Genomic DNA, 19,207 nt, shown 5'->3' with positions numbered 1-19,207 from the left:
GGTCCGCACCGCCGTTCGTCGGCGAACCGCGACAGCGCTGGCGCGACAAACAAAAGAGGGCGTCCGGCCTGTCGTCGGGGTCCCGTTCGTGACCTCCATCACAAGCGCCGGCGGTGGATGTTGCTAAAGCGGTCCCAAAGGGCCTGATGGCCCGGAACTATCGGAAGTCGTGTCATGCGCAGCTTGCTCAGACTTTGTCCGCTTCTCGTCGCCCTCGGCCTGATGTTCGGCGCCGGGCCTGCTTTTGCCGGAAAGCGCGTGGCGCTGGTGCTCGCCAATTCGGCCTATCAACACGCGGCCTCGCTCTCCAATCCCGTCAATGACGGGTCGGTGATGGCCAAGACGCTGAAGGAGGCCGGCTTCGACGTCGTCGACTCCCGGCACGATCTGTCGGCGCTGGACACGCGGCGCGTGCTGCGCGACTTCGCCGACGCGACCCGCGATGCCGATATCGCCGTGGTCTACTACGCCGGCCACGGCATCGAGGTCGACGGCTCGAACTATCTGATCCCGGTGGATGCCAAGCTCGAGCGCGACACCGACGTCTATGACGAGGCGCTCTCGCTCGACCGTGTCCTGGTCGCGGTCGAGCCTGCCAAGCAGTTGCGTCTGGTGATCCTCGATGCCTGCCGCGACAATCCGTTCAGCAAGAGGATGAAGCGCACGGTTGCCTCGCGCGGCATCGGCCGCGGCCTCGCCCAGGTCGAGCCGACCAGCCCCAACACGCTGATCGCCTATTCGGCCAAGGCCGGCTTCACCGCGCAGGACGGCGACGGTGCGAACAGCCCGTTCACCATCGCGCTGTCGAAGCATCTGACGACGCCGGGCCTCGACGTCCGCCGCGCCTTCGGCTTCGTGCGCGACGACGTGCTGAAGTCGACCGGCAACAAGCAGGAGCCGTTCGTCTACGGCTCGCTCGGCGGCGAGGATGTGCCGCTGGTGCCGGTCAAGCTGGCGCCGGCGGCGCCCGTGGTCAATCCCCAGGCCGACATCCGCCGAGACTACGAGCTTGCGCTCCAGGTCGGCAACCGGCCGGCGTGGGAAGCCTTCCTCGCCCAGCATCCCGACGGCTTCTATGCGAGCCTCGCCAAGCTCCAGCTCGAGAAGATCGGCGCGGAGCGGGCGCATGCGGCGGCGATCGAGAAGGCGAAGCAGGCCGAGGCCGAGCGCGACCGGCTTGCTGCGCTCGGCGCGCAGAAGGATGCGCAAGCCAAGGCCGCGGCCGATGCCAAGGCCGCCGAGCAGGCGCAGCTTGCTGCACAGAAGGCCAAGGAACAGGCGCAGCAGCAGGCGGCCGCCGCCGAGCAGCAGCGCGTCAATCTCGCGGCGACGGCGCCGAGCGCTGCGCCGGCCGCGAGCGCCGCCGGCACCAACGTTGCCGCGCTGACCCCGGCGATCGCGCCGGCCGACCTCAACCGCTCGGTGCAGACCGAGCTCGGCCGCGTCGGCTGCTTCTCCGGGCAGGCCGACGGCAATTGGAATACGTCCTCGCAGCGCTCGCTGTCGCAGTTCAACCGCTATGCCGGCACCAAGCTCGACGTGAAGGTGGCGAGCACCGACGCGCTCGATGCGGTCAAGGCCAAGCCGTCGCGGGTCTGCCCGCTGGTCTGCGAGCACGGTTTCAAGGCCGAAGGCGACAAGTGCACCAGGATCGTTTGCGGCGACGGCTATGTGCTGAATGACGACAATGAATGCGAGAAGAAGCGTGCCGCCAAGCCGGCGTCAAAGCCCGCGACCTCGCGGCGCGACGAAGGCGAGGACCGTCCTGCACGGCAGCGGCCGCAGGCCGGTGCTGCAGCGGGCGGCTACGGCGCTGCTGCGGCGGCTCGCACGGGTCGTGGCTCGGGCGGCAGCGGTCAGATTTTTTGCAACGATCTGCTCTGCCGGCCGGTTAGGCCCGGCTGCCACCTCGCCTTTCGTGGTGGCGGCGGCCCTCACAATGATGCGAATTACGAGGTCTGCAACTGAAGGCGGTGTTTCCGCGACATCGTCTCGGCGAAGCCGGGATCATGTCGCGATCGCGCTCGCTGCGATGTTGACCGTCAGTGCAAGCAAGGCCGTGTTGTAGATGAACGAGACGATGCCGTGTGCGGTGGCCGTGCGGCGGATGGTCTTGTCGGTGATGCCGACGTCGGAGACCTGCGCGGTCATGCCGATCACGAACGAGAAGTAGACGAAATCCCAATAATCGGCGTGGTCTTCCTTCTCGCCGCTCGGGAATTGCAGGCCGCCTGCGGTACCGTGTCGATAATAGTCATGCGCGTAATGCAGCGCGAAGGTCGTGTGCACGGCAGCCCATGACAGCGTGATCGTGGTGACTGCGATGCTCAGCTCCAGCGCGCCGCGATGCGGCGTGCCGAGTTCGGCTACGATCGCCGCGATGCTGGCGAACGCGCCGGTCGCCGTCACCAGCAGGATCACGAAGCGGCCGTCGTCCTGCATCGCGGCGGCGCGGCGAATGTGCTGATGGTCGTTGCATAGCATCATCGTGTAGACCAGCACGAGATAGACGGCGATCAGCGCGTCCCAGCCGAGCACGAGCCGCGTCACCAGCCGATAAGTCCCCGGCAGCAGCAGGCAGACCAGGATGCCGATCGCGAGCGCAATGAAGGTCCGTGGCCGCGCATAAATCAGCCGCATCGGCCGCGACATCTGGCGGAAGCGGACGAGGACGGGATCTTCTTTGCCCTCGACCGCCATCGGTATGCGTCAGTTCTTCCGCTCGGCCACGAAGCGCGCGGCGGCCTGCAGCACGGCGGCGCGGTCGCCGAAGATCGAGACGGCGCTATCGGCGCGCGCGAGCAGGTCACGCACGCGCTGCTTGGCGCCTTCGATCCCGAGCTGGGTCACGAAGGTGGTCTTGCCGAGCGCGGCATCGGCGCCGGCCGGCTTGCCGAGCGCGGCCGCATCGCCCTCGACGTCGAGCAGATCGTCGGCGATCTGGAAGGCTTCGCCGAGCGCGCGCCCGTAATCGTCGAGCGCCTGATATTCCGCCTTCGAGGCCTGGCCGAGAATTGCGCCGGCGATGCAGCCGTAGCGCAGCAGTGCGCCGGTCTTCATCTGCTGGATACGGGCGACGTCGATCGGCTCGTTGCCGCCAAACCGGCCTTCGCCGGCGAGATCGAGGATCTGGCCGCCGACCATGCCGCCGATGCCGGCGCAGCGCGCCAGCGCACGCGTCAAGAGCAGCCTCACATTGGCGTCGCGATGGACCTCGTCGCGTGTGATGATGTCGAACGCGAGGGTCAGAAGGCCGTCGCCGGCGAGGATCGCAGTGGCGTCGTCGGTCTGCTTGTGCAGGGTGGGGCGGCCGCGGCGCAGGTCCGAATTGTCCATCGCCGGCAGGTCGTCATGGATCAGCGAATAGCAGTGGATGCATTCCAGCGCGGCGCCCACGAGCAGGGCCGCCTCGCGCGGCACGCCGAACACGGCGGCGCTCTCCACCACCAGGAACGGCCGCAGGCGCTTGCCGCCGTTCAGGCTCGAATAGCGCATTGCGTCCATCAGTCGCTTGGGCCGGGCGATTTCGTCGTGCAGGATGTCATCCGACAGCAGGCGCCCGAGCAGGGCTTCGGTGTCATCAGCGGTCTTGTCCAGACGTTTGGCGAAATCGGACGGGGACGTGCCGGTCATCAAGAGGGGCTCCAGAACTAAAATTCGGCGGGACAATCCTTTATGCGCCCGCCCCAGTCAATCGTTTGGAAGGCCTAAAAAGTGCTGGAAAAGGCCCGAATTATCACAGACTTAATGCTCCAGCCCGTGGCCGCTCTTCAGTTTGCACCGGAAAGGTCGATTTGCGCATCGTCAAAATCCTGCTGGTGGTGCTCGCGGTCGTAGTCCTCGCGCCTTATGCGATCGCGCCGTTCTACCGCACCGGCCACCCTGTTTCGACGCTGATGGCCTGGCGCAGCTTGCGGGGCGCGCCGATGCAGCGGGAGTGGATCGATCTCGCCGATATGTCGCCCTCTCTGCCGCGCGCGGTGGTGGCGGCCGAGGATGCCCATTTCTGCAAGCATCACGGCATCGATTGGGGCGCGCTGCGCGAGGCGATCGACGACGCCAGGGAGGACGGCACCGCCTTCCGGGGCGCCTCCACCATCACCCAGCAGGTCGCCAAAAACCTGTTCCTGTGGCAAGGGCGCGATTTCGTCCGCAAGGCGCTCGAATTCCCGCTGGCGCTTTGGATTGACCTCGTCCTGCCCAAGCAGCGGATTCTCGAAATCTACCTCAACATCGCGGAGCTCGGCCCGCAGGGGCAGTTCGGGGTTGAGGCGGCCAGCGCCTATGCCTTCGGCAAGTCGGCCGAAAGCCTCTCGCCCCGCGAGGCGGCACTTCTGGCTTCGATCCTGCCGAATCCGGTCAAACGCAGCGCCCGGACCCCAGGCCCGGGCGTCCGGCGGCTGGCAGCCACCTATATGGCGCGGGGGCAGGCGGGCTCGCTTGCGACCTGCTGGCGCGAAAATCGCTGATTTTTGGCCCGTTCCGGGCGCATTTTCCGGCCCAAGAGCCTAGCTTTACGGCCAGCCTTCCTCTATAAGCGCGGCCTTGATCGGCATTCAGCTCGCCTCGTATTGCGGGTGCTGAGCCGTCCCTTCGCGGACGATGCCCTGATGACACCAATCCCTAGAGGATAATGAAATGGCCGTTCCGAGAAGAAAAACCTCGCCGTCGCGCCGTGGCATGCGCCGCTCGGCGGACGCCATCAAGAAGCCGACCTATGTGGAAGACAAGGACTCCGGCGAGCTCCGTCGTCCGCACCATCTCGACCTCAAGACCGGCATGTACAAGGGCCGCCAGGTCCTGAAGAAGAAAGAGTCCTGAAGCCAGGATCTTTCTCGGGCGGGAGTTCGGACCCGCCCGATTTCGGCCAACCCATGAGATAGACGGTGACGGCGGCGGAGCGAATGCTTCGCCGCTGCATTGTTCTGTCCGGATATCTTGATCGAGAAGGCATCTCGCCGATGGTCGGTTTCCCGCTGCTCCTGATTCCGCTCGCGGTCTACAACATCATCGCCTTCCTGATGCCCAGCGTGTCCTTCTCGGACGTGCTGTTCAAGGTGCCGATGATCACGGGCGAGGCCTGGCCGGTCACGCTCGCCGATCTCCTGCTCGCGCTCGGTGTCGTGCTGCTGCTGCTCGAGGTGGTCAAGGGCGCGCGGCCGGGCTCGAAATTCCTGATGGACCATTTGCTGTCGCTGCTCATCTTCGGCGCGGCCGCCGCCGAATTCGTGATGTGGCCCAAATTCGGCAACTCCACCTATTTCCTGCTGGTGCTGCTGGCGATGGCCGATTTCCTCGGCGGCATTGCCCAGCGCACGCGCCGTCGCGTCACCTATGTCGCCGAGACGACGGTGCCGGCGCCGCGCAAGGCCAAGCGCAGGGCCGAAGCGGCGGAAGATGTGGAGTCCGAGCGCACGTTCGAGCCGGTGATCGCGCCGCAGCCGGCACCGGCGGCGCCGCCCGCACCTACCGCGCAATCCGTCGCCGAATCCGTGCTGATGGATCACCCTGCGCCCAAGCCGGCGCAGAGCCCGCCTTCGCCGGAGATTCCCTCGCCGCATCTTCAGCCGGGTAACGGCACGCCGAGCTCGCCCGACACGCCGCCGCGCTGATCGGTCTCAAGCCACCTGCCGTGTGCGCGCACTGACGCTTTGCAGCGGTTGCTTGCTGCCATAGGCCATCAGCACATCCTCGGAGGAGGCGCGGCGGAGCCGGCTCGTTTGCGGCAGCTGCTCGGCATTTGCGATCAATTGTGTGATGAAGCTGGGATCGGGGCGCGGCAGCGACGCCTTGCGGACCCACCGCAACGTCGGCATCAGCGGCACCAGGGTCGTGCCTGTGCCGTTGTCCGCCGCGTCCAATCGATCAGTACTCAACATCGCAATCACCGTTGATCCGGCGAAATTGTCGCGTTTCGGGACGCTGGCGCCGGTGCGAGTCATGTACTCGCAAGGCCTATGCCGCCCGCGCCGGTTTGGTTCCGACGCCTTCGGAAACGTGGTTTCCAAATTGTTTATCAACTTTGCCTAGGGTCGGGGGCGAATCTGGCTCTATTCTGTGCCGACAGAGGACTTCTCCACTGTCCCGAATCGAGGCGACTTTGACCCCTGCATTGCCGCAAGCCTCCGACATCCTCGCCGCGCTCGGCCAGGCCGTGTTCGCCTGGGACATCGCCAGCGATGCCATCGTCTGGGGTGAGCAGGTCAGCGCCGTCTTCCCCGGCATTCCCGCCGAGCGGCTCGCGACCGGCGCCGAGTTCGCCAAGCTGATCGAGCCCGCGCAAACGCTGCGCACGGCCGCGCTGGCGCTGACGTCCCCGGTGCACGGCGCCGACGGCACGCCTTACCGGGTCGAGTACGGCGTGCGCATGAGCGCCTCCGATCCCGTGATCTGGATCGAGGAGACCGGCCGCTGGTTCGCGGGCCCCGATGGCCGTCCCACCCGTGCGATCGGCTCCGTCCGCATCAACAATGAGCGCCACGCCCGCGACGAGGAATTGAGCAGGCTGGCCCGGCTCGATCCGCTGACGGGCGAGCTCAACCGCTCGCATCTGATCGCGGCGCTGGCCGAGGCGATCGAGGAGACGACGCGCTTCCGCTCGACCGCCGCCTTCATGCTGGTCGGCATCGATCATCTCGCCCGCGTCAACGATGCCTTCGGCTTCGACGTTGCCGATGCCGTGATCCTCGACATCGCCAAGCGCATTCGCGCGCGCCTGCGCGGTGGCGACGTGCTCGGGCGCTTCTCCGGCAACAAGTTCGGACTGATCCTGAAGAACTGCACCGTCGACGATATGAACGTGGCTGCCGAGCGCTTCCTCGCCGGTATCCGCGACGAGGTGGTGCCGACCAGGTCCGGTCCGGTCTCGGTCACCGCCTCGATCGGCGCGGTCAGCCTGCCGCGCTATGCGCGCAACACCGACGAGGCCGTCAATCGCGCCCATGAGACGCTGGATGCCGCCAAGCGCCGCCGCGTCGGCTCCTTCGCAGCCTGGCGTCCGGATGCCGCGCGCGACGCGCAGCGCCGCGTCAACATTCGCGTCACCGACGAGATCGTCACCGCGCTCAACGAGCGCCGCATCAGGCTCGCCTATGAGCCCGTCGTCTCGGCTGTCTCGCGCGAGCGCGCGTTCCACGAATGCTTGGTGCGGATGGACCAGGGCGACGGCCAGGTGCTGCTCGCGCCCGACATCGTGCCGGTCGCCGAACGGCTCGGCCTGATCCGCCTGGTCGATCACCGCGTGCTCGAGCTCGTCGTCGCCGAGCTCGCGGCGGCGCCAGACATCTGTCTCAGCCTCAACATCTCGCCGGATACGACGATGGATCCGGATTGGTGGGCGGGAATCGAATCGCTGATGCTGGCTCATTCCGGCGTCGCCGAGCGGCTGATCATCGAGATCACCGAGACGGTCGCGATCCAGGACATCGACGAGGTTCGCGCCTTCGTCAGCCGCCTCAAGCATTTCGGCAGCCGCATCGCCATCGATGATTTCGGCGCCGGCTACACCTCGTTCCGCAATCTGCGCAAGCTGGGCGTGGATATCGTCAAGATCGACGGCGCCTTCGTGCAGAACATCACCCGTTCCGCCGACGACCGCGCCTTCGTGCAGACCCTGATCGACCTCGCCCGCCGTCTCGACATCAAGACCGTCGCTGAATGGGTGCAGGATGAAGAGGCCGCAAACATGCTGCGCGACTGGGGCTGCGACTACATCCAGGGCCGCCTGATCGGGCTGGCGGCAGTGGAGCGCCCGTGGGGCCTGCCGTCGGACAGCGCGCTGCCTGCGGCGAGCTGAGATGCTGTAGGGTGGGTTAGCCGAAGGCGTAACCCACCACTTTACTATCCGCGTCGAGAAAAGTGGTGGATTACGCCTACGGCTAATCCACCCTACAGATCCTCACGCCCCCTCGTCCAGCGCCACCAGCTCGCGCTTCTTGCGCAGCGACGGCAGCAGCGGCGCGATCAGCAGCACCAGGGCAAGCGCGAGACACGCGCCCGAGATCGGCCGCTGCACGAAGGTCCAGAGATCGCCCTGCGACAGGATCAGCGACTTGCGCAAATTGTTCTCCATCATCGGCCCGAGCACGAAGGCCAGCACCAGCGGCGCCGGCTCGTAGCCGAGCTTGCGCATGAAGTAGCCGATGATCCCGAACGCGATCATCACATAGACGTCGAACACGTTGTTGCTGGAGCAGTACACGCCGAGGATCGTGAACAGGATGATCAGGGGGAACAGGATGTTGTAGGGCAGCTTGAGCAGCTGCACCCACATGCCGATCATCGGCAGGTTCAGGATCAGCAGCATGACGTTGCCGATATACATGCTGGCGACGATACCCCAGAACAGGCCGGGGTTTTGCGTGATCAGCAGCGGCCCCGGCTGCAGGCCGTGAATGACGAAGGCCCCGAGCAGCAGCGCCATCACCACGTTCGGCGGAATGCCGAGCGTCATCAGCGGAATGAAGGCGCCGCCCGCCGCGGCGTTGTTCGCCGATTCCGGCCCTGCGACGCCCTCGATCGCGCCGTGGCCGAACCTTTCAGGGGTCTTCGACAGCCGCTTCTCCAGCGCGTAGGACGCGAATGACGCCACCACCGCGCCGCCACCCGGCAGGATACCGAGGAAAAAGCCGAGGATGGTGCCGCGGCCGACCGGACCTGCGCTCACCTTCCAGTCCTCTTTGCTGGGCAGGAGATGGGTGATCCTGGTGTTGATGACGTCGCGCTTGATCGCCTGCTCGGTGTTGAGCAGCACCTCGGCGACGCCGAACAGGCCCATCACCACGGGCACGAGGCCGATGCCGTCGATCAGCTCCATGCGGCCGAAGGTCAGCCGCGGCTGCGCGGTGATGCTGTCGAGCCCGATCAGCCCGAGCACGACGCCGATGCACGCCATCAGCAGCGCATTCGGCATCGATCCCTGGGTGAGGAAGGTGAGCACGACGAGGCCGAGCACCATCAGGCTGAAATACTCGGCCGGGCCGAACGCAATGGCGAGGCTGGCAAGCTTCGGCGCCACCAGCATCAAGGCAATCAGCGCAAACGTGCCGGCGACGAAGGAGCCGAACGCGGCGATGCCGAGCGCGGGGCCGGCGCGGCCCTGCTTCGCCATCTCGTGGCCGTCGATGCAGGTGACGACGGAAGCCGCCTCGCCGGGGATGTTGACCAGGATCGAGGTGGTCGAGCCGCCATACATCGAGCCGTAATAGATGCCGGCCATCATGATGATGCCGGATTCCGGCGTGCCCGACAGCGTCACCGGCAACAGCAGCGACATCGCCGAGATCGGGCCGATGCCGGGCAGCACGCCGACCAGCGTGCCGATGAAGACGCCGATGAAGCAGTAGAGCAGGTTGATCGGCAGCAGCGCGACGCCGAATCCATGTGCCACGTTGAGAAGCGTATCCATCGGGTCAACCGATTCCGAACAGGCCGGACGGCAACTGGATCAACAGCAGCCGCTTGAGCACCCACCACATGCCTGATGGCACCAGCACGGCGATCGGGATCGCCAGCGTCCAGCGCACCGGATCGATCAGCCGCAACAGCAGCAGCATCAGCGGGATCGACGACAGCAGGAATCCCAGCGGCTCCAGTGCGAAGGCGAATGCGGTGAGGCAGGCGATGAGGACTAGCGGCTTGCTCCAGCGCGCGTTCTCCCAGCGCGAGGCCAGCGTCGGCCCGCCCTCGGTGATCGCCGAGACGATGATGGCGCCTGCGAACACGCACATCAGGATGCCCGTGTAGAACAGCACATAGCCGGAGCCGGGATCGTTGATGGTGCCGAGCTTGAGCTTCAAGCCCGACCAGATCACGAAGCCGCCGAGCGCGAGCCCGATCAGCCCGCCCCAGAGTTCGGAGTTGCTGAGGCGGAGCTTGACGTTGGTTGGGTTGGTCATTGCTTCCTCTCGTGCCCCGAACGCAGCGCAACACGAAGTGGTGCGCTGCAGAGCCGGGGCCCACGAGTGTGAACGAAAAGATGGGTCCCGGCTCTGCAGTGCATCGCTGAAGAAGCGCTGCACTGCGTCCGGGACACGAGAGCTCCTAGTCCTACTTCTTCGCGAGCCCGAGCGTCTCGATTACCTTGCGTTCGGACTCCGTGACCTCGACGACGAATTTCTTGTAGTCCTCGGTGTTCTTGTAGTTCGGCACCATGTCGTATTTGGCGAGCGTGGCGATCACCGCGGGATCCTCGACCGCCTTCTTGAAGGCATCGTGCAGCTTGGCGACGATCTTGGGATCCATCCCTTTCGGCCCCGCAATGCCGAACGGGGAATCATAGACCATGGGATAGCCGAGCTCCTTCAGCGTCGGCACGTCGGGATAGTTCGGCGAGCGTGCGCCGGTCCACACCATCAAGAGCCGCAGCTTGCCGGCGTCGACCAGCGGCCGCCATCCCGTGGAGTCCGCTTGCAGCATGGTGTGCTGCCCCAGCACGGCGGCGTTGGTCTCCGCGCCGCCCTTGAAGGGGACCTGCGTCAGCTTGATGCCGGACATTCCGGCGATCTGCTCCATGCCGATATGCAGCGAGGTGCCGGCGCCGGGCGTGGCATAGGTCACCTTGCCTGGATTGGCCTTTGCGAACTCCACCACGTCCTTCCAGCTCTTGAACTGCGACTCCGCACTGGTCGTGACACCGAAGGTGTAGCCGGTGAGATGAATGATGTAGGTGAAATCCTTCGCCGGATCCCACGACACCTCCTGCATCAAGGGCAGGCGGAACACGGTGATCGGGATCTGCGAGATGGTATAGCCGTCCGGCTTCGCCGCCGCCGCCATCGTCGCCGGCCCGACCGTGCCGCCGCCGCCGGCCTTGTTGTCGATCACGATCGGCTGCCCCAGCACCTTCGAGGCGCTGTCGGCGATCGCGCGCATCGAGATATCGGTCGATCCGCCGGCCGGCCAAGGCACGATCAGCGTGATCGGCTTCGTCGGATAGTCCTGCGCATTGACCGCAGTGGAGAGCAACGCGCCCATGACGGCGTGCGCCGCGGCAAATGCAATCGTCTTCAGCCCGTAACCCGACATCGAAACGCCTCCCTCGCGGCGGCCTCTCTGGGACCGCCTTCTCTCGTTCTTGTGAGGGCGATTGTTTCTGAATTTGACGGAGAAGAAAAGCGCATTGCGCGCATCGCTGCGCGGCCGTCGGTCCTAACGCCGACAGAGCCGACAGATGCGACAATTGGTCGTTTGGCCGCGTGCCGAGCGACGGAATTTGAGCGGCGAAGCGGTCAGGCCACGCGCCGGACCATGTTCAGCGTCTCAATGGTGCGGCTGACCTCCGAGGCGAGACACGGCTTGCCGAAATAATAGCCCTGGACCGCGGTGCAGCCACATTCGCGCACGAAGTCGAGCTGTTCCTCGGTTTCCACGCCCTCCGCCGTGGTCTCGACGCCGAGCACGGAGCCGAGGCTCGCGATCGTTCTGACGATGGCAACGCTCTCCGGGCTTTCGCCGAGCGTGCCGACGAAGGAGCGATCGATCTTGATGCGGTCGAACGGAAACTTGCGCAGATAGCTCAGCGAGGAATAGCCAACACCGAAATCGTCGAGGCTGACGCGCACCCCGAGTGCGCGGAGCTGGTGCAGGATGTCGATGGTCGCCTTGCTGTCGTCGAGCAGCGCCGTCTCGGTGACCTCGAGCTCAAGCCGTTGCGGCGGCAGGCCGGCTTCCGCAAGCGCGCTCGTGACCATCGCCACCAGCCCGCGGGAGCGGAACTGCACCGGAGACAGGTTCACCGCGACGGTGACGCCGGGCCAGGACGCAGCCGTCGCGGAGGCCGTGCGCAGCACCCATTCGCCGATCGGAACGATCAGCCCGTTCTCCTCCGCAATCGGGATGAATTCGGCCGGAGAGACGAAGCCGCGCGAGGGATGCTTCCAGCGCAGCAATGCCTCGAAGCCGGTGAGCTCGGAGGAATCGAGCCGCATTTGCGGTTGGAACACCAGGTGGAATTCACGCCCTTCCAGCGCGCCGACCAGGTCCTGCTCCAGCGCGTGCCGGCTGCGCGCCTGTTCCTCCATCTCGGGCTCGAACAGCTGATAGGCGCCGCGTCCCTTGGCCTTGGCCTGGTACAGCGCAAGGTCGGCGCATTTCATCAGCTCATCGGCATCGAGCCCGTGGTCGGGTGCGATCGCGATGCCGACGGAGACGCCGACGTGGATCGACTGGCTTTCCAGCGGCGGCGGATGACCGATGATCTCGACGAGGCGGCGGGCGAGCGCCTCAGCCGATTGCGGCTGCGGCCCGCGCTGGAGCACGGCGAACTCGTCGCCGCCAAGCCGCGCGACGGTGTCGTGCTCGCCGACATTCTCCTTCAGACGCGCCGCGACCCAGCGCAGCAGGCGGTCGCCGGCGGCGTGGCCGAGGCGGTCGTTGACGGTCTTGAAATTGTCAAGGTCGAAGCACAGCACCGCCATGGCGCCGCCGGCGATTGCGACCTGGTTCAGTCCCTCGCCCATCTTCTCGCGGAACAGCGTGCGGTTGGGCAGGTCGGTGAGCGAATCGTGCCGCGCCATGTGCGCCACCCGGGCCTGGGCCTTGTGGCGCTCGGTGACGTCCTCATAGGTCACGACCCAGCCGCCGTGCTCCATCCGCTTGTGATTGAGCTTGATGATGCGGCCGTCGCTCAAATGGCGGTGCAGCGTGTGCTCGCCTTCGCGCAGCCTCTCGATGTAGTCGGCATAGAGCTTGGCGCCGGTCATGTTCGGGTGGATGCCGAGCTCGCAGCTGTGCTCCATGATGTCCCGCATCGAGACGCCTGGCTTCACGATCTCCGGCGACAATCCGTACATCTCGATATAGCGGCGGTTGCAAACGATGACGCGCAGGCTGGCGTCGAGCATGCACAGGCCCTGGCTCATGTTGTTCAGGGCGGCGTCGAACCGGCGGTACTGCTCGCTCAGCTCCTCGACCGCGCGCTCGCGCTCGGTAATGTCCTCATAGGTGGCGACGAAGCCGCCTTCGGCCAGCGCGCAATAGCGCACCGAGACCACGGTGTCGTTCGACATGCGCCGGCGCATCGGCGAGGAATCGCGATTCGCGATCCGGGCGCGGGCGGCTTCGAGGATCTGCTGCGGGCTGTATTCCGAGGTGAACGCGCCGTTCGCCATCGATCGCTCGATCAGCTCGGCCAGATGGGTGCCGGGCCGGGTCTCCTCCGGTGACAACAGGTAGATCTTGCGGTACGTGGTGTTACAGACCCGAAGCCGCATCTCGCTGTCGTAGAAGGCGAGCCCGTGCGCCATGTTCTCCAGCGCCGCATCGAGAATGAAATTCTGCTGCCGCAGCGTTTCCTCGTATTGCAGCCGCTCCGTGACGTCCTCGTGCACCGTCACCCAGCCGCCGTCGGGCAGGAAACGGGAGACCGTCTGCACCATCCGTCCGTCGTAGCGCATCACCAGCAGCGTCTTCGGCTTTCTGCTGCGCACATCGTCCAGCCGGCTCTGGTAGAATTCGTCGCCCGACATGCCCGGCAGGTTGCCGCGCGACATCCAGTGCTCGATCACCGTGGAATGCGCGATGCCCGGCTGCACGATCTCGGGATCGAGGTTGTAGAGCTTCAGGAACCGTTCGTTGCAGACGACGACGCGGCTGTCGACGTCGTACATGATCAGCCCGTGCGACATGTTGGCGAGCGCGTGCTGGCTGCGCTCGGTCTGCACGCGCAGTTCCGCTTCGAGTCGGGCGAGGCGGGTGACGTCATCGCAGATCGTCATCCAGCCGCCGCCGGGGAGAGGCTTCAGCTGGAGCGACATCACGAGGCCGCTCGCCAGCAATTGCTCGGTGCGGAACGGCTTGCCCGCGGCGATCTGCGCCATTCGCGTCGAATACAACGCGTCGAGCTGGTCCTGCGGAAAGTTGCCGCGGCTTGCGCTGTGCGCGAGCACCTCCCGGTAGCTGGTGCCGACCCGCACGATTTCGGCCGACATGTCGAACAGCGTGAGGTAGCGCTGGTTCGCCAGCACGATCCGGTTGTCGGCGTCGTAAACGCAGACGCCTTGCTCCATGTGGTCGAGCGCAAGCTGGCTCAGCGCGACCAGGGCGCCCGGGCCCTGCTCACGGCCTGTACCAAGCTCGGTGTCGCGGGTCGACATCATGGGGTCGGCGGGGCCTCGGCCAGCAATAGACTTAATGCAACCTAATTCAGCCGCCGAGGGTAACGAAGAGGCCGGAAAATTCCCTTAAGCGCCGTAGTTTACGGAGGGTGACCTGCGATGGTGAGCGCACGCGTAAACGGCCCGCCGCCAAGGCGATAGGCCCTAGCTCCGGATGAGCGCGGCGATGCTCCCGCTCCGCTCGTGCAGACGACAGAGCCGGCGTTGCTCTACGGCCCGTATAGCACGAGCTCCGTATCGGTGAGGTCGCCGAGCTGTGGCTGATGCGGGCCCCTGAAGTATTTCCGGCCGCGCCGCTCGGTGTAGAGGCCGACGAGGCCGGGTACCGGCCCATTGGCGTCGATCGCCACCGCGATCTTGCCGAGCCGCAGCAGCAGCCGTCCGATGCGGCCGGCGCATTCGGCATATTCCGCGGCGCTCCGGCAATAGATCAGCTTCATGGCGGGAGGTGCGATGAAACCGCGGCGGATGCGCACCGGTTGCAGGACGAAGGGGAACGTTCCCTTCGGCGTGCGGCACACCAGGCTGAGGCAATTGTAGCGCGCATGTCGCGTCAGAAGCTCGGTCTCCGCCTCGGAGAGCCCCTTGATCTCCTTGGCGTGCTGCGGAATGACCTCGATCTTGTTCCAGCGCGGGACGCGCGCCAACGCAGGGACGGAGAAGAATATGCCGCGGCAATAGGCGCGAAAGCCCTGCGTCTCGATGATCGGCCAGGTCCACGGCGCCGGACTGATGTTGAAATAAGTGACGTGCTTGTGCCGCTGGGCGATCTTGGTCAGCAGCGGAGCATAGTTGCGGTAGGCCGGGTCGACATACCAGCTCGACAAATTGCACCGGATGGCGGTCTCTTCGCCCTCCTTGCGTGCGCTGTAGATCAAGAGCAGCACGCCGACCGGCGTGCCGTCGTCGTCGAGCATGTAGCCGAAGCGCGGATAGCCCTCCGGTACGGTCCGGAAGGCCTGCCGGCGCAGACCCTGAATCCAGTAGTCGCGTGAACGGCCGACGAAGCCGCGCGTCAGCAAGTCCGCGATCTTATCGACGTCGGACTCGGTGATCTCGCGGCATCGGACCTTGGTATGGATCACGCTCGTCTTGCCCGTGGAAATGGCCGGCCTCGTGAGTTGGGTCAGCGCCAGCCTTCGCCATGGGCCTCGGCCGCGACAGGCGGCTGTAGGCCCAGGACGTCCCGCACCTTGGCGGGCCAGGCGGAAAGATCGGTGCCGTGGGTGTGGAACATGGCGACGGCCAGACGGTCCATGCCGAAGGCAACGCAGCCGGTATGGGCCGGCTCGCCGTCGGCGTCCTGGATTGCCCAGGTCGTGCCGAAATGCTCGCGGTGATAGTTGAAGCTCATGCATGCCGTCGGCTGCTCTTCCGAGCGCAGCGGGATGAGCAGCTCGAACTTGAGCTGCTGCTGCTTCTGGCTCACCGCCTTCATCTGGCCGACCCGGCCGAAGAACGGATCGCTGGCATAGTCGACGCGGAAGGTGAGGCCGAGATCGGTCGCGATCTTCTGCGCGCGCACCATCCAGCGCTCGCGGAAATCGGCGACGTCATCGGGGCTGCCGATGCAGACATATTCGCGCATGCGGAACGATTGCAGCCGGTCGAGATGCTTCGACGGTTCGCGGCGGAAGCAATCCGCGGCAACATCGAAGCGCAGGCCGCCCTTCGGCAATTGGCCACGGCTCGCCGCGATCGGGTAGACCGGATAGCAGGCGGCCGGAGACAGCACGAGATCGGCCGGCGACAGCGAAGACGTCCAGTCGCCGCCCGCATCGAAGCGGCTCACCGCGGCGTTGATCTCGCGTTCGGTGCCGTGCAGGCCGCAGACGCAGCCGAGCAGGTTCGGAAAGCTCTTGAGATAGCCGGACTTCTCCAGCTGCGCCCGGCTCATCACCGGCGGGAAGCGCATCACCTCGGTGCCGGCCTCGCGATGGCCCGTGATCAGCGCGGCGAGCTTCTCGACGATGCCCTCATAGAGTGCGGTGCGGGCATAGACGCCATCGGCGCCCATGCGGTGGAACAGCTTGTCGGCGAGATGATCGAGCGGATCGGTCATCTGCGGCGCGGTGGCGGGCGAGTTGGGGAGGACGGCAATATTCATGGTTCGATGTCCTGCTATCTCAAAATTGTTCTTGTTGAAGCGATTGCGGAGGCACGTCAGTCGCGAAGGCTCGTCGGCACCCCGCTCATCAATGTCGACGTCGCGGCGTTGGCCAGGATCCGGTCGTTGTTGATCATGATCGGCGATGACAGCACGTCGCGGAGGTGGCGGCCCATGGTGAATTCCCCGTCGTTGCGGTAGCCGGCAAGACCCGCGGTACGCATCGCATGCATCACGGTCTCGACCGCGAGCTCGGAGGCCTGCACCTTCAGAAGCGTGATCGAGGACTGGAAGTCGAGCGAGGCCAGCGCACGCTCGTCATGCTCGACGCGGGCGAAAGCGTCGATATTGGCGGCGATCAGCGCGCGCAGCTTGGCCAGCGACATCTTGGCGGCGGTGAAGTGCGCCGCGGCCGGAGGCATCTGCCCGCCGGACGAGCGCGCCGCCTTGCGGATGAAGGCCTGCGCGCGCGTTACCGCCGCAGCGGCGATGCCGGCCCAGGCCGACGACCAGCACAGATGCGCGAACGGCGTCATGGTCTGGGCGTGGATCTTGTCGTAGGATTCCGGGAAGACGCGGTCGGCGGGGCAGTCGACCTTCAGCTCGAACCCGGTCGAGCAGGTGCCGCGCATGCCGAGCGTTTCCCAACCCAGCGTCCGCTTCAGCGAATAATCGTCCTTGGCGAGCGCCAGCAGCACCTGGTCGGAGGCGGCGGCGTCGGTTGCCCGGCGGGCGATGGTGACGAGGCCATCGGCTTCGGCGCCGTAGGAGATCACGGTGGCGTCGCGCATCAGCGAGACGGTGTCGCCGGCATGGTCGACCGCGGCGGCGCTGGCGCGGATGTTGCCCCCGTTCTGGCCTTCGGTGGTGGAGGAGGCGAGCAGCCACTGGTCGCGGGCGACCCGGCGCATCATGGTCTCCATCCAGGGAATGCCATGGCCATGCCTGATGACGCAGGCGACCTTGGTCTGGTGCATCGCGTAGATCATCGCCGTGGACGCGCAGGCGCGTCCGAGCGTGTAGCAGATGTCGGTGACGTCGTGAATCGAGGCACTGAGGCCGCCGAACTCGACCGGAACCATCACGCCGAGCAGCTTCTGCTCACGCGCGACGTCGAAGGCCTTGTGCGGGAAGCGGGCGTCGCGATCGACCCCATCTGCGTCGGCCGCGGCCGCGGCGGCGGTCCGGACGGCGCGCTCGATCAGGGAGGGACCCTGCTCGAGATAGCTCGTTTCGTCGACAGTGAGGACTGCTTCACGCACGTTCATGCTCGTCCGCCTCCGGTTTGCCGTTCGAGATCGCCGGCACCATTCCCGATGCCGCTTGAAGCGATCCTCCAGCCATCTTTGCTTGTGAGACGAGGCTACGGATTTAATTCAAATTCGTCGATGAAATAGAGGGTAAACAAAACCCAATTCCGAACGAACAGTTAAGGTCCGGTTGTTCGCATCACCGGATTTTCCGGCATCACGTTAGGACTCTGGAAGAAGCCTGGATTTCGGACAATCTGAGTCATCGTTTACTAAGAAACGCGAAGTATTGGTGCCGCCCATTGCAGGACCGGCAGGCCGCGACCATCGTAGCCGGCAGTCCGGTCCGACCCCGATCAACAGATGGGAATTTTGCCGATGCAGGCCTTCGATACCGATTTGCGCAATCGCATCATCAAGCTGGTGAAGGGCATTCTCGAACAGAATTCGCTTGCCGCAGACGTTGCGCCCGCGGCCAAGCTCGTCGATATCGGCCTGACCTCGATGGACATGGTCAATCTCATGCTCGGGGTCGAGGCCGAATTCGACTTCACCATCCCGCAGTCCGAGATCACGCCGGAGAATTTCCAGTCCGTCGAGACGCTGGAGCGGATGGTGGCGACCCAGCTGCAGCTGGCGGCCGCGGCTTAACCCGGATCTATCCTCCGTCATTGCGAGCGAAGCGAAGCAATCCAGACTGCCTCTGAGGTGGCGGTCTGGATTGCTTCGTCGCTTCAGCGCGAGCTCGACATGACGCAAATCGAGACCATCTCCCGTTCCAAAATTGCCTGAAAACTGGCATAGCTTAACCATGTCACATTTGACGGACACGGTGGAGCAGGCATGACGCAGGCGGTATTGGGCATCATCGGCGGCTCGGGCATCTATGACCTGCCCGGCCTCGAGGGTGCGCGCGAAGAGGTGATCAAGAGCCCCTGGGGCGAGCCGTCTGCGCCCTTGCGGCGCGGCTCCATCGCCGGCCTGCCGATCGTGTTCCTGCCGCGGCACGACAAGGGGCACCGGCTGTCCCCGTCCGACATCAACTATCGCGCCAACATCGACGTGCTGAAGCGCGCCGGCGTCACCGACCTGATCTCGCTCTCGGCCTGCGGCTCCTTCAGGGAGGAACTGCCGCCCGGCACCTTCGTTCTCGTCGACCAGTTCGTCGACCGCACCCACAAGCGCGAGAGCTCGTTCTTCGGCCGCGGTTGTGTCGCACACGTGTCGATGGCGCACCCGGTTTCGCCGCGGCTGCGCATCCATCTGGCGGCAGCCGCCGAAGCGGAGGGCATCGCGATCGCGCGCGGCGGCACCTATGTCTGCATGGAAGGGCCGCAATTCTCTACTTACGCGGAAAGCATGACCTACAAGACATCAGGCTATTCCGTGATCGGCATGACCAACATGCCCGAGGCCAAGCTCGCGCGTGAGGCGGAGCTCTGCTACGCCACCGTCGCGATGGTGACGGATTTCGACTGCTGGCATCCCGACCACGATGCGGTCACCGTGCAGGACATCATCCGCGTGCTGAATTCGAACGCCGACAAGGCGAAGGCTCTGGTGGCGCGGCTGGCCAAGGATTTTCCGCGCGAGCACGAGCCGTGCCCGATCGGTTCGGACCGTGCGCTCGACACCGCGCTGATCACGGCGCCGGAGGCGCGCGATCCCGAGCTCCTGAAGAAGCTCGATGCGGTGGCCGGGCGCATCCTGCGGGCGTGAGACGCAAGAAGAACGAA

Annotated in this window: 17 protein-coding genes; 7 read left to right on the top strand and 10 right to left on the bottom strand. The window is 65.5% G+C overall.

Annotated features, from left to right (window positions below; genetic code table 11):
- The first annotated feature begins 174 nt into the window (after window positions 1-174).
- Entirely contained in the window at window positions 175-1,968 is a 1,794-nt protein-coding gene (locus AB7M16_RS17710; protein ID WP_172788895.1) for a caspase family protein, read from the top strand.
- 39 nt (window positions 1,969-2,007) lie between these two features.
- On the opposite strand, the gene AB7M16_RS17705 is transcribed toward AB7M16_RS17710, so the two are convergent.
- The gene (locus AB7M16_RS17705; RefSeq protein ID WP_172788894.1) at window positions 2,008-2,700 is read right to left on the bottom strand and encodes a DUF1345 domain-containing protein; all 693 of its coding nucleotides are present in this window, start codon (window positions 2,698-2,700) and stop codon (window positions 2,008-2,010) included.
- A 9-nt stretch (window positions 2,701-2,709) separates the two neighbouring features.
- Window positions 2,710-3,633: a polyprenyl synthetase family protein gene (locus AB7M16_RS17700; RefSeq protein WP_036038510.1), complete on the bottom strand. Its 924-nt coding sequence runs from the start codon at window positions 3,631-3,633 to the stop codon at window positions 2,710-2,712.
- 161 nt (window positions 3,634-3,794) lie between these two features.
- On the opposite strand from AB7M16_RS17700, the gene mtgA reads away from it, so the two are divergent.
- The 3 genes from mtgA (at window position 3,795) to AB7M16_RS17685 (ending at window position 5,612) form a co-directional block, all read left to right on the top strand.
- Complete coding sequence (gene mtgA, locus AB7M16_RS17695) at window positions 3,795-4,469, top strand: monofunctional biosynthetic peptidoglycan transglycosylase (RefSeq protein ID WP_453944663.1); 675 nt, start codon at window positions 3,795-3,797, stop codon at window positions 4,467-4,469.
- A gap of 169 nt (window positions 4,470-4,638) precedes the next feature.
- Window positions 4,639-4,821, top strand: a complete 183-nt coding sequence (rpmF, locus tag AB7M16_RS17690; RefSeq protein WP_007598106.1) for a 50S ribosomal protein L32 — start codon at window positions 4,639-4,641, stop codon at window positions 4,819-4,821.
- Between the two features lie 140 nt (window positions 4,822-4,961).
- A complete protein-coding gene (locus AB7M16_RS17685; RefSeq protein ID WP_453944662.1) occupies window positions 4,962-5,612 on the top strand; it encodes a hypothetical protein in 651 nt (216 codons plus the stop codon).
- Between the two features lie 6 nt (window positions 5,613-5,618).
- On the opposite strand, the gene AB7M16_RS17680 is transcribed toward AB7M16_RS17685, so the two are convergent.
- Window positions 5,619-5,879: a hypothetical protein gene (locus tag AB7M16_RS17680; protein WP_453947219.1), complete on the bottom strand. Its 261-nt coding sequence runs from the start codon at window positions 5,877-5,879 to the stop codon at window positions 5,619-5,621.
- Window positions 5,880-6,100: 221 nt separating this feature from the next.
- On the opposite strand from AB7M16_RS17680, the gene AB7M16_RS17675 reads away from it, so the two are divergent.
- A complete protein-coding gene (locus AB7M16_RS17675) occupies window positions 6,101-7,795 on the top strand; it encodes an EAL domain-containing protein (RefSeq protein WP_453944661.1) in 1,695 nt (564 codons plus the stop codon).
- Window positions 7,796-7,897: 102 nt separating this feature from the next.
- Here the strand turns inward: AB7M16_RS17675 and AB7M16_RS17670 are convergent, their stop codons facing one another.
- From AB7M16_RS17670 to AB7M16_RS17640, 7 genes are all read right to left on the bottom strand, one after another.
- A complete protein-coding gene (locus AB7M16_RS17670; RefSeq protein WP_453944660.1) occupies window positions 7,898-9,406 on the bottom strand; it encodes a tripartite tricarboxylate transporter permease in 1,509 nt (502 codons plus the stop codon).
- 4 nt (window positions 9,407-9,410) lie between these two features.
- Window positions 9,411-9,896, bottom strand: a complete 486-nt coding sequence (locus tag AB7M16_RS17665) for a tripartite tricarboxylate transporter TctB family protein (protein WP_172788887.1) — start codon at window positions 9,894-9,896, stop codon at window positions 9,411-9,413.
- Between the two features lie 151 nt (window positions 9,897-10,047).
- Window positions 10,048-11,025, bottom strand: coding sequence for a tripartite tricarboxylate transporter substrate binding protein (locus tag AB7M16_RS17660; RefSeq protein WP_453944659.1), 978 nt, complete (start codon window positions 11,023-11,025; stop codon window positions 10,048-10,050).
- 203 nt (window positions 11,026-11,228) lie between these two features.
- Window positions 11,229-14,096 carry a PAS-domain containing protein gene (locus AB7M16_RS17655; protein ID WP_453944658.1) on the bottom strand — a complete coding sequence of 956 codons (2,868 nt, stop codon included), beginning with the start codon at window positions 14,094-14,096 and terminating at the stop codon, window positions 11,229-11,231.
- 227 nt (window positions 14,097-14,323) lie between these two features.
- The gene (locus AB7M16_RS17650; protein WP_172788884.1) at window positions 14,324-15,199 is read right to left on the bottom strand and encodes a GNAT family N-acetyltransferase; all 876 of its coding nucleotides are present in this window, start codon (window positions 15,197-15,199) and stop codon (window positions 14,324-14,326) included.
- Between the two features lie 41 nt (window positions 15,200-15,240).
- Window positions 15,241-16,221 (bottom strand): amino acid--[acyl-carrier-protein] ligase, encoded by a 981-nt coding sequence (locus AB7M16_RS17645; RefSeq protein ID WP_172788883.1) that lies wholly within the window; start codon window positions 16,219-16,221, stop codon window positions 15,241-15,243.
- A gap of 56 nt (window positions 16,222-16,277) precedes the next feature.
- On the bottom strand, window positions 16,278-17,489 hold the full coding sequence (locus tag AB7M16_RS17640; RefSeq protein WP_453944657.1) for an acyl-CoA dehydrogenase family protein: 1,212 nt from the start codon (window positions 17,487-17,489) through the stop codon (window positions 16,278-16,280).
- 360 nt (window positions 17,490-17,849) lie between these two features.
- Between AB7M16_RS17640 and AB7M16_RS17635 the strand changes: the two genes are divergently transcribed.
- Both AB7M16_RS17635 and AB7M16_RS17630 read left to right on the top strand, forming a co-directional pair.
- A complete protein-coding gene (locus AB7M16_RS17635) occupies window positions 17,850-18,122 on the top strand; it encodes a phosphopantetheine-binding protein (RefSeq protein ID WP_453944656.1) in 273 nt (90 codons plus the stop codon).
- A 192-nt stretch (window positions 18,123-18,314) separates the two neighbouring features.
- Entirely contained in the window at window positions 18,315-19,190 is an 876-nt protein-coding gene (locus AB7M16_RS17630) for an S-methyl-5'-thioadenosine phosphorylase (protein ID WP_453944655.1), read from the top strand.
- Window positions 19,191-19,207: the final 17 nt, after the last annotated feature.

It is taken from the genome of Bradyrhizobium sp. USDA 372, assembly GCF_053629095.1.
Note: the sequence above shows the minus strand (reverse complement) of the source record. Positions and strands in the feature narration are given on the sequence as shown.